The sequence below is a fragment of the Burkholderia sp. SR8 genome (assembly GCF_052851275.1).
The window spans coordinates 52,984-68,299 of sequence record NZ_JAULUC010000019.1; the positions used below are offsets into that span (position 1 = coordinate 52,984).

At 67.3% G+C, this 15,316-nt stretch carries 8 protein-coding genes; 5 read left to right on the forward strand and 3 right to left on the reverse strand.

Annotated elements, in window-relative coordinates:
- Nucleotides 1–67 precede the first annotated feature (67 nt).
- From Q3A80_RS22485 to uvrA, 3 genes are all read left to right on the forward strand, one after another.
- On the forward strand, nucleotides 68–1,342 hold the full coding sequence (locus tag Q3A80_RS22485; protein WP_446331072.1) for a dicarboxylate/amino acid:cation symporter: 1,275 nt from the start codon (nucleotides 68–70) through the stop codon (nucleotides 1,340–1,342).
- On the forward strand, nucleotides 1,339–2,805 hold the full coding sequence (locus Q3A80_RS22490; protein ID WP_446331073.1) for an aspartate/glutamate racemase family protein: 1,467 nt from the start codon (nucleotides 1,339–1,341) through the stop codon (nucleotides 2,803–2,805). Before Q3A80_RS22485 ends, Q3A80_RS22490 begins: the two co-directional genes overlap by 4 nt.
- A gap of 203 nt (nucleotides 2,806–3,008) precedes the next feature.
- Nucleotides 3,009–8,903, forward strand: coding sequence for an excinuclease ABC subunit UvrA (gene uvrA, locus Q3A80_RS22495; protein ID WP_446331074.1), 5,895 nt, complete (start codon nucleotides 3,009–3,011; stop codon nucleotides 8,901–8,903).
- A gap of 80 nt (nucleotides 8,904–8,983) precedes the next feature.
- Here uvrA and Q3A80_RS22500 read toward each other — a convergent pair whose 3' ends face one another.
- The 3 genes from Q3A80_RS22500 to Q3A80_RS22510 all read right to left on the reverse strand — a co-directional run bounded on the left by Q3A80_RS22500 (nucleotide 8,984) and on the right by Q3A80_RS22510 (nucleotide 12,469).
- On the reverse strand, nucleotides 8,984–9,925 hold the full coding sequence (locus tag Q3A80_RS22500; RefSeq protein ID WP_446331075.1) for an amino acid ABC transporter substrate-binding protein: 942 nt from the start codon (nucleotides 9,923–9,925) through the stop codon (nucleotides 8,984–8,986).
- Between the two features lie 13 nt (nucleotides 9,926–9,938).
- Nucleotides 9,939–11,246 carry a dicarboxylate/amino acid:cation symporter gene (locus tag Q3A80_RS22505; RefSeq protein WP_446331076.1) on the reverse strand — a complete coding sequence of 436 codons (1,308 nt, stop codon included), beginning with the start codon at nucleotides 11,244–11,246 and terminating at the stop codon, nucleotides 9,939–9,941.
- A gap of 305 nt (nucleotides 11,247–11,551) precedes the next feature.
- The gene (locus tag Q3A80_RS22510) at nucleotides 11,552–12,469 is read right to left on the reverse strand and encodes a LysR family transcriptional regulator (RefSeq protein WP_446331077.1); all 918 of its coding nucleotides are present in this window, start codon (nucleotides 12,467–12,469) and stop codon (nucleotides 11,552–11,554) included.
- A gap of 175 nt (nucleotides 12,470–12,644) precedes the next feature.
- Here Q3A80_RS22510 and gltP point away from each other — a divergent pair, with 175 nt between their 5' ends.
- Entirely contained in the window at nucleotides 12,645–13,973 is a 1,329-nt protein-coding gene (gene gltP / locus Q3A80_RS22515) for a glutamate/aspartate:proton symporter GltP (RefSeq protein ID WP_446331078.1), read from the forward strand.
- 53 nt (nucleotides 13,974–14,026) lie between these two features.
- Entirely contained in the window at nucleotides 14,027–15,286 is a 1,260-nt protein-coding gene (locus tag Q3A80_RS22520; protein WP_446331079.1) for an aminotransferase class V-fold PLP-dependent enzyme, read from the forward strand.
- The last annotated feature ends 30 nt before the right edge of the window (nucleotides 15,287–15,316 follow it).

The window sequence follows — 15,316 nt, forward strand, 5'->3', positions numbered from 1 at the left end:
GTCGCGCGGCCTTCCCATAGCGCTCACCGCGTTCAGGCGGCCGGGCGCCACCCAAGGACGAATGGACATGAAGAATCGCCTTACCTTGAGCATCGCAGTCGGCATGATCGTCGGCGTCGTCGCCGGTTACGCGTGCCACACGAACATCGCGGACCCGGCCACGCTGAAGGCGGTGGCCGGCTATTTCTCGATCGTCACCGACATCTTCCTGCGCCTGATCAAGATGATCATCGCGCCGCTGGTGTTCGTCACGCTCGTGTCCGGGCTGGCCGGCATGGACAGCGGCGAGGACGTCGGCCGCATCGGCCTGCGCTCGATCGGCTGGTTCGTCTGCGCATCGCTGATTTCGCTGGGCCTCGGCCTCGTGATGGCGAATGCGCTGCAGCCGGGCGTCGGCCTGAATCTCGCGGAGACTGCCGGCGACGTCGATACCGGGCTGAACACCGCCGCCCTGAACGCGCGCGACGTGATCACGCACGCGTTCCCCACCAGCCTGCTCGACGCGATGGCGCGCAACGACATCCTGCAGATCCTGGTGTTCTCGCTATTTCTCGGCATCGCGCTGAGCGCGTTGAAGCACGACCGGCGCGTCGGCGTCGTGATTCAGTCGATCGACGGGATGGTGCCGGTGATGCTGCGCCTGACCAACTACGTGATGCGCGCGGCGCCGCTCGGCGTGTTCGGTGCGATCGCGTCGTCGGTCACGCTGCGCGGGCTCGACGTGATCTACACGTACGGCAAGCTGATCGGTTCGTTCTATCTCGGCTTGCTCGTGCTGTGGGCCATTCTGATCGGTGCCGGCTACGTGTTTCTCGGGCGGCGCGTCGGGAGCCTGCTGAAGGCCGTGCGCGAACCGGCGCTGATCGCATTTTCGACGGCCAGCAGCGAGGCCGCGTATCCGCGCCTGACCGAGCAGCTCGAGAAATACGGTGTCGACAAGAAGGTCGTCGGTTTCACGCTGCCGCTCGGCTATGCGTTCAACCTCGACGGTTCGATGATGTATCAGGCGTTCGCCGCGATCTTCATCGCGCAGGCGTTCGGCGTGCACATGCCGCTGTCGGAGCAGGTCTTCATGTTGCTGGTGCTGATGCTGAGCAGCAAGGGCATGGCGAGCGTGCCGCGCGGTTCGGTGGTCGTGGTCGCGGCGGTCGCGCCGATGTTCCATCTGCCGGCGGCCGGCGTCGCGATGGTGCTCGCGATCGACCAGATCCTCGACATGGGCCGCACGATGACGAACGTGATCGGCAACAGCGTGGCGACGGCGGTGATCGCGAAATGGGAGAGCCGGCGTGCCGCGAAGTCGCAACGCGCGGCGTTCGACCGGCCGGAGCTGAAGGCATGACGCGCACCGATAGCGCGAACGCCCGGCGGAAATTCGGCGTGGTCGGCGGCCTGGGGCCACTCGCCAGCGCGGACGTGTTCTTCAAGATGGTGAAGGCGACGCCCGCGTCGTCGGACGACGAGCACGTCGACGTGGTGTTCGAACAATACCCGTTCAAGGGCTCGGGGTCCGGGAGCGCGGCCACGATCGAACGCAAGCTGTACGTGTTCGACATGATCCGGCAGTTCGAGAAGCGCGGCGTGACGACCATCGTGCTGCCGTGTTTCCTGAGCCACACGTTCATCGGCGAACTGAAGGCGAATACCCGCCTGCCGATCGTGGATATCGTCGACGCGGTGCGCAGCCACGTACGGCGGCGGTATCCCGACGCGACGCGCATCGGCGTGCTGGCTTCCGACTACGTGCGCGACAAGCGGTTGTTCGATGCGTATTTTTCAGCGCCGGCGTTCGAGATCGTCCATCCGCGGCCGCACGACGGGATCGACCTCGTGACCGACGCGATCTACGGCGCCGACGGCATCAAGCGCGGCAACCTGCGCGGCCGGCCGGTCGAGTTGTTGCGGCGCGCATGCGACGACCTGATCGATCAAGGTGTGCAGGTGATCGTCCCGGGCCTGACCGAGATTGCGCTGGTCCTGGATGAAATCGGCCCGCAATCCGTGCCGCTCGTGGATTCGAATCTCGCATATGCGCAGTACGCGGTGACCGGACAGCCGCATGTGCGCGCGGCCGCATTCAAGATCGGCGTGGTCGGCGGTGTCGGGCCGGCGGCGACGGTCGACTTTCTGGACAAGATCGTGCGCAACACGCCGGCGTCGCGCGATCAGGACCATGTCAAGCTGCTGGTCGAGCAGAATCCGCAGATTCCCGACCGGACCGAGAACCTGGTGGGTACCGGCGCGGATCCGACAATCTCGTTGTACGCGACCTGCAAGAAGCTGGAAGACGGCGACGCCGACGTCATCGCGATTCCATGCAATACCGCGCATGCGTTCGTCGAGCGGATTCAGCCGTATCTCGGCATTCCGATCGTCAACATGCTGACCGTCACGGCCGCCTACCTGCGCGATACCTATCCGGCGCTGCGCGAGATCGGCGTGCTCGCGACATCCGGCACGATCGAGAGCGGAGTGTATGAAAAGGCGCTGGCGTCGCAAGGGCTCCGGCAAGTGGCGCCGAGCGCGGCGCTGCAGGCGCGCGTGATGGACGCGATCTACGGCGAGCACGGCGTGAAGGCCGGCTTCACGACCGGACGCTGCGTCGACGATCTCGGCGCCGCGATCGACGCGCTGATCGCGCAGGGCGTGCGCGTGATCGTGCTCGGCTGCACCGAGCTGCCGATCCTGCTTCCGGGCGGCGAATATGTCGCGCGAACCGGGGAGCGCGTCACGCTCGTCGATCCGACCGACGTGCTCGCGCGTGCGTGCATCGCGCAGGCGACGGCGGCGCCCGCCCGCGGCTGAACCCAACGTTGCGGGCCGCCGGCGCCCGTGGATCGGGGCGCTCGGGATGCCCGTGGAAAACTGTATGAATATACAGTATAGTATCCGTCGAACTCGCGCGGCCCGGGCATGACCCTGGCCGCACGCGCGCCGCGCCTGCGGGCATCCGCCGCAGCGTTCCGGCACCGTGAATTCCGGCTAACTCATTCAGACGGGCAGGCAAATTGTCATCCAGCAATCTGATCCGCATTCGCGGAGCACGTCAGCACAACCTCAAGAACCTCGATCTCGACCTGCGCACCGGCGAAATGACGGTCGTCACCGGCCCGTCGGGCTCCGGCAAGTCGAGTCTCGTGTTCGACACGCTGTACGCGGAAGGCCAGCGGCGCTACGTCGAGACGTTCAGCGCGTATGCGCGGCAGTTCCTCGACCGGATGGACCGCCCGCAGGTCGAGCGTGTCGACGGCGTGCCGCCCGCGATCGCGATCGACCAGACCAACCCGGTCCGCAGCTCGCGCTCGACGGTCGGCACGATGACCGAGCTCAACGACCACCTGAAGCTGCTGTACGCGCGCGCGGCCGAGCTGTTCGACCGCCAAACCGCGCGGCAGGTGCGGCATGACACGCCGGAGACGATCTACGCGGAACTCGTCGAGCGCACGCGCGCCGACGATCCGCGCGTCGTCGTCACGTTCCCCGTCGAGCTGCCGGAAAGCGCGTCCGAGGAAGAGGTCGCGCAGTGGCTGTCCGCGAGCGGCTACACGCGCGTGCAGGCGCAGCGCGAAGTCGCGTCGCCCACCGGCCCGCGCAAGCTGCTCGACGTGGTCGCCGACCGCTTCCGCGTGCAACAGGCCGACAAGGTGCGCGTGGTCGAGGCGATCGAAGCGTCGCTGAAGCGCGGCGGCGGCCGCGTGAACGTCTACGTGCTCGGCGCCGAAGCGGAGAACGCGCTCGCCGAGCCGCAGATCTGGCGCTTCTCCACCGGGCTGCACGATCCCGACAGCGACCTGCGCTACGCTGAGCCGCAGGCGGCGCTGTTCTCGTTCAATTCGGCGTATGGCGCATGCGAGACGTGCCGCGGCTTCGGCCGCGTGATCGGCGTCGATCTCGGCCTCGTGATCCCCGATGCGCGCAAGACGCTGCGCGGCGGCGCGATCAAGCCGATGCAGACGCCCGCATGGAAGGAGTGCCAGGACGACCTGATGCGCTACGCGGCGAAGGCGGACATTCGCCGCGACACGCCGTGGTCCGACCTGACCGACGCCGAGCGCGACTGGGTGATCAACGGCTCGCCGGACTGGAACGGCAAGTGGCAGAGCCAGTGGTACGGCGTGAAACGCTTCTTCGGCTACCTCGAATCGAAAGCGTACAAGATGCATATCCGCGTGCTGCTGTCGAAGTACCGCAGCTACACGCCGTGCGACGTGTGCGGCGGCGCGCGCCTGAAGACGGAATCGCTGCAGTGGCGGCTCGGCTCGAAGGCGAACGCCGACGCGGTGCTCGCGCCGGCCGATCGCTTCATGCCGCGCGGCGTCGACTGGACGCGCGCGCAGCTCGAAGCGCTGCCGGGCCTGACGGTGCACGACCTGATGCTGCTGCCGATCGAGCGCATCCGCCGCTTCTTCGACGAAGTGAGCTTGCCGAGCGCGCTGCTCGACGATGCGCTGAAGCTGCTGCTCGCCGAAGTGCGCACGCGGCTGAAATACCTGTGCGACGTCGGGCTCGGCTATCTGACGCCCGATCGGCAGAGCCGCACGCTGTCGGGCGGCGAGGTGCAGCGGATCAACCTGACCACCGCGCTCGGCACGTCGCTGACCAAAACCTTGTTCGTGCTCGACGAACCGAGCATCGGGCTGCATCCGCGCGACCTCACGCGGATCGTCGAGGCGATGCAGCGGCTGCGCGACGCGGGCAATACGCTGGTCGTCGTCGAGCACGATCCGTCGGTGATGCTCGCGGCCGACCGGCTGATCGACATGGGCCCGGGGCCCGGCGAGCGCGGCGGCACGATCGTCTACGACGGCACGCCGGCCGACATCCGCGCCGCGCACACGCTGACGGGCGAGTATCTCGGCGGGCGCAAGCACGTCGCGCATGCGTCGAACTGGGCACGCCGTCCGGTCGACGCGAACACGCCGCGCATCGTGCTCGAAGGCGCGACCGAGCACAACCTGCGCGACGTGACGGTCGAGATTCCGCTGCAGCGGCTCGTGTGCGTCACCGGCGTGTCGGGTTCCGGCAAGTCGACGCTGCTGCAGGACGTGCTGTATCCGGCGATGGCGCGCCACCACGGCAAGGCGACCGAGTCGCCGGGCGCGTTCCGCAGCCTGACGGGCGCCGACCAGGTCGGCGACGTCGTGTTCGTCGACCAGTCGCCGATCGGCAAGACCACGCGGTCGAACCCGGCCAGCTACGTCGGCGCGTTCGACGAGATCCGCAAGCTGTTCGCGAAGGCGCCGCTCGCGCTGCAACGCGGCTACGGCGCCGGCACGTTCAGCTTCAACTCGGGCGACGGCCGCTGCCCGACCTGCGGCGGCTCGGGCTTCGAGCACATCGAGATGCAGTTCCTGAGCGACGTCTACCTGCGCTGCCCGGACTGCGACGGCAGCCGCTACCGCGCGGAGATTCTCGAAGTGCGGATCGAGCGCGACGGCCGCGCATTGAACATCGCCGACGTGCTCGACCTGACCGTCAGCGAAGCGGCGGCGTTCTTCGCGACGGACGCCGACGTGCTGCGCGTGCTGCAGCCGATCGTCGACGTCGGCCTCGAATACGTGAAGCTCGGCCAGCCGGTGCCGACGCTGTCGGGCGGCGAAGCGCAGCGGCTGAAGCTGGCCGGTTTCCTCGCCGAATCGGCGGCGGCCGCCGGCGGGCGTCGCGTCGTCAGCGAGGAGGCGCGCATCGCGCGCGCGAAGCTGTTCATGTTCGACGAACCGACCACCGGGCTGCACTTCGACGACATCGCGAAGCTGATGCAGGCGTTCGGCAAGCTGCTCGCGGCCGGCCACTCGCTGATCGTGATCGAGCACAACCTCGACGTGATCCGCGCGGCCGACTGGCTGATCGATCTCGGTCCGGAAGGCGGCGACGGCGGCGGCCGCGTGCTGTGCGCGGGCACGCCCGACGACGTGAAGGCGTGCGCGCAATCGCATACGGGCGTCGCGCTGCTGCAGTACGACCGCGCGATGGACGGCGAAGCCGCGCTCGCCGACGAAGGCGTGCCGCTGCAGGCGGTGCTGAACGCCGCGCGCGAGCGGCGCGCGATCGAGGGCGAGGACGTCGTGCGGATCGTCAATGCACGCGAGCACAACCTGAAGGCGCTCGACGTCGACATCCCGCACGGCAAGTTCAACGTGATCACCGGCGTGTCGGGCTCCGGCAAGTCGACGCTCGCGTTCGACATCCTGTTCCACGAAGGCCAGCGCCGCTACCTCGAATCGCTGAACGCGTATGCGCGTTCGATCGTGCAGCCGGCCGGGCGGCCGGAGGTGGACGCCGTATACGGCATTCCGCCGACCGTTGCGATCGAGCAGCGGCTGTCGCGCGGCGGCCGCAAGAGCACGGTTGCGACCACGTCCGAAGTGTGGCACTTCCTGCGGCTGCTGTACGTGAAGCTCGGGCTGCAGCACTGCATTCACGACGGCACGCCGGTCACGTCGCAAACCGTCGAATCGATCGCCGCGCAGTTGCTGCGCGACCATCGCGGCGAGCACGTCGGCTTCCTCGCGCCGCTCGTCGTGAACCGCAAGGGCGTCTATACCGATCTCGCGAAGTGGGCGAAGGCGCGCGGCAGCACGCACCTGCGCGTGGACGGCGAGTTCGTCCCCGTCGATCCGTGGCCGAAGCTCGACCGCTTCCGCGAACATACGATCGAGCTGCCGGTCGCCGATATCGTCGTGTCGCCGGACAACGAGGCCGAGCTGCGGCGTCGGCTCGACGAGACGCTCGAGCTCGGCAAGGGCGTGATGCACCTGCTCGCACCGCTCGACGGGTTGCACCACGCGATGCAGAACGATCATTCGACCGCGCGCGTCGGCGAGGTCAAGGTGCTGTCGGTCAAGCGCGCGTGTCCTGTGTGCGGCACGAGCTACCCGGAACTCGATCCGCGGATGTTCTCGTACAACAGCAAGCACGGCTGGTGCACGACCTGCGTCGGCACCGGCGTCACGCTCACGCGCGAACAGCGCGCCGCGTACGACGACACGGTGCTCGCCGGCGACGATCGCGGCCGCGAGCAAACCTTGCCGTCGGACGAGCAGGAGCCGGAAGGCGTCGGCAACGAGCCGTGCCCGGATTGCCACGGCACGCGCTTGAACCCGTCTGCGCGTGCGGTCACGTTCGACGCGCATCCGATCGTCGAGGTCGCGCAGTGGACGGTGTCCGATACGCGCCGCTGGATCGATACGCTGGAGCTGACCGGCCGCGACGCGCAGATCGCGCGCGACATCGTCAGCGAGATCGGCAGCCGCCTCGCGTTTCTCGAGGAGGTCGGCCTCGGCTATCTGAGCCTCGATCGTGCGGCGCCGAGCCTGTCGGGCGGCGAAGCGCAGCGGATCCGGCTCGCCGCGCAGCTCGGTAGCAACCTGCAGGGCGTGTGCTACGTGCTCGACGAACCGACGATCGGCCTGCATCCGCGCGACAACCAGATCCTGCTCGACGCGCTGCGCAAGCTTGGCGACAAGGGCAACACGCTCGTCGTCGTCGAGCATGACGAGGACACGATCCGCCGCGCGGATCACATCATCGATGTCGGCCCGGGCGCCGGCAAGCGCGGCGGCACGCTGGTCGCGGAGGGCGCGGTCGCCGATCTGGCCGCGCAGCCGGATTCGGTCACGGGCCGTTTGCTCGCGCAGCCGATGACGCATCCGCTGCAGCCGCGCCGTGCGGTGAGCCTGCCGGACAAGAGGGGCGCGCCGGCGGTGCCGGAGGGCTGGCTGACGGTCCATCGCGCGACGCTGCACAACCTGCGCGACGTCACCGTCGGCATTCCGCTCGCGCGCCTCGTCGCGGTGACGGGCGTCAGCGGCTCGGGCAAGTCGACGCTCGCGCGCGACGTGCTGATGACGAACCTGCTCGATGCGGTCGGCCGCTCGGTGCTGTCGTCGCCGGCCACGCGCCGCGCGCGCAAGGCCGCGCAGCAGGATGCGCCGGCCGCGAACCGCCGCTCGAGCGTGCTCGCGCGCAGCGCGCCGCGGCCGTCGCTCAACGTCACGCATGCGTGGCAGGGCTGCGAATCGCTGAGCGGCTGGGAGCAGATCGACCGCGTGCTCGAAGTCGACCAGACGCCGATCGGCAAGACGCCGCGCTCGTGCCCGGCCACCTATATCGGCGTGTGGGACACGATCCGCAAGCTGTTTGCCGATACGCTCGAAGCGCGGGCGCGCGGCTACACGGCGTCGCGCTTCTCGTTCAACACCGGCGACGGGCGGTGCCCGGCCTGCGAAGGGCAAGGCGTGCGCACCATCGGGATGAGCTTCCTGCCCGACGTGAAGGTGCCGTGCGACGTGTGCCACGGGCAGCGCTTCAACCCGGAGACGCTCGCCGTCACGTGGCGCGGCCGGAACATCGGCGACGTGCTGACGATGGAGATCGACGAAGCGGTCGAGTTCTTTGCGCCGATTTCGAACATCGCGCATCCGCTGCAGCTGATGAAGGACGTCGGCCTCGGCTACCTGACGCTCGGTCAGCCGTCGCCGACGCTGTCCGGCGGCGAGGCGCAGCGGATCAAGCTCGTCACCGAGCTCACGAAGGTGCGCGACGACATCACGCGGCGCGGGCAGAAGGCGCCGCACACGCTGTACGTGCTCGACGAGCCGACGGTCGGCCTGCACATGGCCGACGTCGCGAAGCTGATCCGCGTGCTGCATCGGCTGGTCGACGGCGGGCACAGCGTGGTCGTGATCGAGCACGATCTCGACGTGATCGCGGAAGCCGACTGGATCATCGATCTCGGCCCGGAAGGCGGCGTGGGCGGCGGCACGATCGTCGCGGCAGCGCCGCCGGAAGGGCTCGTGCAGGTGAAGGCGAGCCATACGGGGCAGGCGCTGAAGCCGGTGCTGGCACGAACGGCCAGCGACGGCGGCGAAGCGCAGCAGCACGGCGCAGCGCGGGTCGGCTGAACGCGTCGCGTCCGGTGAACGGCCCCGATGCCTGGTGAGGCACCGGGGCCGTTCCCGTTTCGTCATTCATGTCGGCGCGTTCATTCTCCCTTGACGCCGATCGTCTCGATGATGGTCTCCAGTTGCGGGCTCATCGGCAGGTTGAGGCTCAGGCCCGACGGAAGCGGACGCAGGAACCAGCGCTTGTACTGACGCGCGATCTCGCCGTCGGCGGCCAGCTCCTGGAACGTGCTTTTCACGACCTGCGCGAGCTGCGGGTCGTCCTTGCGGAACATGATTCCGTACGGGTCGTAGGACAGGAAATCGCCTACCACATCGTACTGGCCGCCCTTGGCCGCATTCTCGGCAATCAGGCCGTACAGCAGCACGTCGTCGGTCGCGAACGCGTCGGCGCCGCCGTTCGCGACGAGCGCGAAGCCCTGCGCATGGTCCGGCACCACCTGTAGCTGCATTCCGAGCCTGAACCGTTCGTTCAGGTCGTGCAGCGCCTTCTCGTTGGTCGTGCCAGCCGTCACCGCGACCTTCTTGCCCGCGAGATCGCGGAACGAGCGGACCGGCGAGCCCCGCTTCACCATCACCTTCGTGCCGGCCACGAAGATGATCGGCGAGAACGCGACGCGCTGCTGGCGCTCCAGGTTGCTCGTCGTCGAGCCGCATTCGAGATCGACCTTCCCGCTGACCACAGCGTCGATGCGGTTGTCCGACGTGACCGGCACCCAGCGGATCGTCAGGCTCCGGTTGATCGCATCCTCGATCGACGACACGAGCGCCTTGCACAGCTCGATCGAATAGCCGATCGGCTGGTTGCGCGCGTTCAGGTACGAGAACGGTATCGACGCATCGCGATAGCCGAGCGCGATCGTCCCGCTGCTGCGCACTTTCGCGAGCGTGCCGGTCAGCTGGGCCGGCGCGAACGGCTCGACGCGCGGCAGCGTCGACGGCGCATCTTCCGCGCGCGCGCTCGCGCCCGTGGCAAGCAGGCCCGCGAGCGCGAGCGCACGCCAGAATCGCTGCATCTTCATCGCCGGGCCTCCGTCAGACTTCGGTCGGATGTGCGATCGTCGCTTCCTGTTCCGCTTCGATGCGCGCCGCATTGGCTTCGGCTTCCGCTTCCGACAGGAGCTGGCCTTCCCACTTCGCGACCACCGCGCTCGCGATCGAGTTGCCCACCGCGTTGGTGGCCGAGCGGCCCATGTCGAGGAACGTGTCGACGCCGAGGATCAGCAGCAGCCCGGCCTCCGGCAGCCCGAACTGGTGCAGCGTCGCGGCGATCACGACGAGCGACGCACGCGGCACGCCGGCCATTCCCTTCGACGTGAGCATCAGCACCAGCAGCATCGTGATCTGCGTGCCGAGCGACAGGTGGATGTTGTACGCCTGCGCGATGAACAGCGACGCGAACGTGCAGTACATCATCGACCCGTCGAGGTTGAACGAATAGCCCATCGGCATCACGAAGCTCGAAATCCGGCGCCGCACGCCGAACCGGTCGAGCGCATCGAGGATCTTCGGGTATGCGGCTTCGGAGCTGGCCGTCGCGAACGACAGCATGAACGCTTCCTTGATCAGCACCAGCAGCTTGAACACCCGCCGCCCGAGGAACAGCAACCCGGCACAGACGAGCAAGGTCCACAGCAGGAACAGGCTCACGTAGAAGTCGCCCATGAACACCGCGAACTTCAGCAGCACCGACAGCCCGTTGACCGCGACGGTGGCGGCCATTGCGGCCATCACCGCGAGCGGCGCGAGTTTCATCACGTAGCCGGTGATCTTCAGCATCACGTGCGACAGCTGGTCGATCGCGGCGAGGAGGATCTTGCCGCGCTCGCCGAGCGCGGCGAGTGCGACGCCGAAGAACATCGAGAACACGACGATCTGCAGGATTTCGTTGTTGCTCATCGCCTCGGCGAACGACCTCGGCACCATGTGGCCGACGAAATCCTTCAGCGTGAACTTGGACGTCGCGAGATTCGCCGATGCGCCGATGTCCGGCAGTGGCAAGCCGAGATTGTCGCCGGGCCGCAGCAGGTTCGCCATGAACAGCCCGAGCAGCAGCGACACCAGCGACGCGGTGACGAACCAGCCGATCGATTTCGCGAACACGCGTCCGACCGAGGCCGCGTCGCCCATGTGCGCGATGCCGACGACGAGCGTGGAGAACACGAGCGGCCCGATCACCATCTTGATCAGGCGCAGGAACACGTCGGAGACGAGCGAGATGTACCCGGCGACTTCGGCGGCGGCTTTCTTGTCGGGAAAGCTCGTGAAGATCATGTAGCCGATCACGATGCCTGCCACCATCGCGATCAGGATCCAGACGGCTGCAGCATTCTTTTTTCGCATCGTGAGCCTCCCATGCACCGGTTTCGCGATCGGGGATGGAAGGACGATACAGGACCAGAATCGCGATGAACAGTGCAACCGGGTCCGGGTTTGCGCTAGCGCCGGGTCGCGGCCGCTCGGGCGACGGCGATTGCGCCGGTGGCGCCGCGTGACCGGCGCCGGCGCAACCCGCTACCGGTTTGTGCGGAGCAGCACAGCGGCGGTTCGCAGGCCGCCCGATTGCGATGACCGGCGGCGCCTCGCCGTTCGCCATTCGCGCTGCGCCAGCCGGCCGGCCGGCGATGTTGCGTTGCCGGAATGCGGCCTTAGTCGTGCGCCCGCGGATCGAGCAGGCTCGTGCTGAAATCGCACGCCTGCGCCGCGAGCCGGACGAGCTCGGCGGTCAGCGACTGCGCGCGTTCCGCGCGATGCAGCGCGACGTAGCGAACCGGCGGCAGTGCCGGCCGCGTGCGCACGATCTGCAGCGCGTCGCACGCGACGAGGTGCGCGACGCACGCCTTCGGCAGATAGCTGATGCCGAGGCCCGACAGCGTCAGGCCGATCTGCGCGAGCAGGCTGTTGCTCGACAGCACGCGCTGGATCGCGATGCCGTGTTCCTGCAGAAAGCGCGTGTACAGGTGGCCGGTGCCCGACAGGTTCCCCTGCAGGATCAGCGGAAACCGCGCGAGGTCTGTCAACGCAATGGCGGCGCGGGTCTTCGGCATGAATCCGGCCGCGCACATCCATGCGTTGTCGACTTCGCCGACCACCGTCGCCGTGAACGCGTCCGTCGCATGAATCTGCGGGACCACGATCAGGTCGATCGTGTCGGCCGCGAGCCGGTCGCGCAGCGTCGCGGTCAGGTCGACCTCGGCCTCCACGCGCACGCGCGGATACGCGGCCTGGATCGCCGCGATCAGGCGCGGCAGCCACGTCAGCGCGGTCAGTTCGGTCACGCCGATCCGGACATGGCGCACCAGCGCTTCCTTCGAACTCATCCGCTCGACCACGCGGTCGCGCTGCTCGAGCAATTCCTTCGCGTGATCGAACAGCTCCGCGCCCTTGTCGGTGAGCCGTGCGCTGCGATGCGCGCGATCGAACACGGTCAGGTCGAACGCGCGTTCGAGTTCCTGGATCCGCTTCGAGACGGCCGACTGCGTCGTGTTCAGGCGTGTCGCGGCCGCATCGAACGAACCGAGCTGCACGATCCAGTACAGCGCTTCCATCTGCTTGAACGTCAGCATCGCGTGTCACTCGACGAATGAATAAAAGCGATATGTTCTCATACCAAAAAATCGCTTTTTTTACATATTTCGGCTGTTTAAGGTTCTCCCGTTGCGTCGCCCGGCGAGCGCATTCACCAGAAAACACGCCGCATCGCGCGCAGCGTTCAATCGAACCCCCGTTTTTGGAGACAGCATGGACACCGTCATCGATTCCCCGCCCGTCGCCGGCGCGGCCCGCAAGCCGCGCATCGGTCTCGCGTGGCAGATCGTCATCGGCCTCGCGATCGGCATCGCGACCGGCCTCGTGCTGCACCGGTTTCCGCAATTGCGCGACACGGCCGTATCCGGGCTGCTGCAGCCCGCCGGCGACATCTTCATCAAGCTGGTGCGGATGATCGTCGTGCCGATCGTGTTCACGAGCATGGTGATCGGCATCGCCGGCGTCGGCGACGGCAAGTCGCTCGGCCGCCTCGGCATCAAGACGCTGCTCTATTTCGAGGTGGTCACGACGATCGCGATCGTGCTCGGGCTCGTGATCGGCAACGTGCTGCAGCCGGGCGTCGGCACCGACATGTCGCAACTGGGGCACACCGACATTTCCCGTTACCAGCAGGCCACGCAACAGGTGCAGCAGGCGCACCACGGGCTGATGGCGCTGGTGCTCGGCATCATCCCGGACAACATCGTCGCGTCGATGGCGAAGGGCGACCTGCTGCCGGTGATCTTTTTCTCGCTGCTGTTCGGGCTCGGGCTGCAGTCGGTGCCGCAAGAGCATCGCAAGCCCGTGCTCGCGATGCTCAGGGGCGTCGCCGACGCGATGTTCAAGGTGACGAACATGGTGATGCGCTATGCGCCGATCGGCGTGTGCGCGCTGATCGCGGTGACCGTCGCGAGCTTCGGCTTCGGATCGCTGCTGCCGCTGCTGAAGCTGGTCGCCGTCACCTACGTCGCGATCCTGCTGTTCGCGATCGCCGTGCTCGGCGTGACCGCGCGGCTGTTCGGGTTCCGCATCCTGACGCTGCTGCGCGTGATCAAGGACGAATTGATCATCGCGTTTTCGACCTGCAGTTCGGCGACCGTGCTGCCGCAGCTGATGAAGAAGATGGAGGACTACGGCGTGCCGAAGAGCATCACGACCTTCGTGGTGCCGACCGGCTACACGTTCAACCTCGACGGCGCATCGATCTATCTCGGCATCGGCACGCTGTTCGTCGCGCAGCTCTATGGCGTGCACCTCGGCTGGCAGCAGCAGGTGCTGCTGACGCTGACCATGGTCGTCACGTCGAAGGGCGCGGCGGGCGTGCCGGGCTTCATGTTCGTGATCATGCTCGCGACGCTCGCGAGCGCCGGGCTGCCGCTCGAAGGATTGGCGTTCATCGCCGGTGTCGACCGGACCATGGACATGGGCCGCACCGCGCTGAACGTCGTCGGCAACGCGCTCGCGCCGCTCGTCATCGCGAAATGGGAAGGCCAGTACGACGCGGAAAAGGGCCGCGCGTACGTCGAATCGCTGCGCGGTTGAGCGCCGCCATGCACGCATCGCACCACATTCCGAAGCAAACAGGAGCATTGAAGATGAGCAGTCCCCGTGGAGCACTTTTTCCCGACGCGTTGATGCAGCAGATCAAGTCGCGCTTTCATCACGTCGATCGCGACATCGACGGCCGCGAGCGGCTGTTCTTCGACAACGCGGGCGGGTCGTTCCGGTTGAAGGCTGCCGTCGACGCTTACGCACGGATCGATGGGCTGCCCGATTGCCCGGAGCGCATCCACGCGCGCGCGCTCGATCTGCAGGCGATCCAGTCGCGCGGCGAGGACGACGTTCGCACGATCCTGAACGCGCGCGGCGGCACCGTGTATGCGTCGCTGACCGCGTCGGGCGCGATGTTCGACATGGTGCGCGCGATCATGGAGAACGTGCCGGGCACCAACGCGGTGACGACCGTGCTCGAGCATCCGTCGTCCTACGATGCGATGACGTATTACGCGGAACGGACCGGCAAGACGCTGCGCATCGCGCCGAGCAATCCGGCGACCGGCGGCGTGGACGTCGACGCGATCGTGTCGCTGGTCGACGCGGATACCGCGCTGTTGAGTGTGATGTTTGCATCGAATATCTCCGGCGCGAAATTCGACGTCGACACGATCGTTGCGCGCGCCCGCGAGAAGAAGCCCGATCTGTTCATCGTCGTCGACGCGGTCCAGCATGCGCCGCACGGGATCATCGACCTGCAGCGCACGCCGGTCGACGGGATCAACTTCGCACCGTACAAGTTCTTCGGGTGCCGCGGCTCGGGCATGTCGTGGCTGTCGCCGCGTGCGGCCGCGTTGCCGCATCACCGGCTCGCCGCGAAGGAGAACGGCGTATGGGAACTCGGCAGCCCGGCGCCTGCGCAGTTTGCGGTCGTGTCGGCGATCGTCGATTACGTGTCCTGGATCGGCCGGTATTTCATCGATTCGGACGAGCGGCGCACGCTGTTCGTCGAGGGCATGCACCGGATCGAACTGCATGAACGCGCGCTGCTCGCTGCGTTGCTCGATGGTTTGCGCGCGATCGACGGCGTCGACGTCTACTGGGATCACGACGACCTGACGAAGCGCGACCTGATCGTCGGGATCGGCTTCGCGAATCTCGAACCGACGCAGGCGGTGCGGGAGTACGAGAAGCACGGCGTGATCGTTTATGAGCGCGTCGCATCGAGCCTGTATTCGGGCCGGATGCTGAAATCGTTCGGGCTCGCCGGCGCGGTACGGGTTTCGCCGCTCCATTGTCATGCGCCGGACGACATCGCGCGATTCCTCGAGATCACCGAAGCGCTCGCTGCGCAACGCTGAACGACGACAGGGCCCGGATCATCCGGGCCC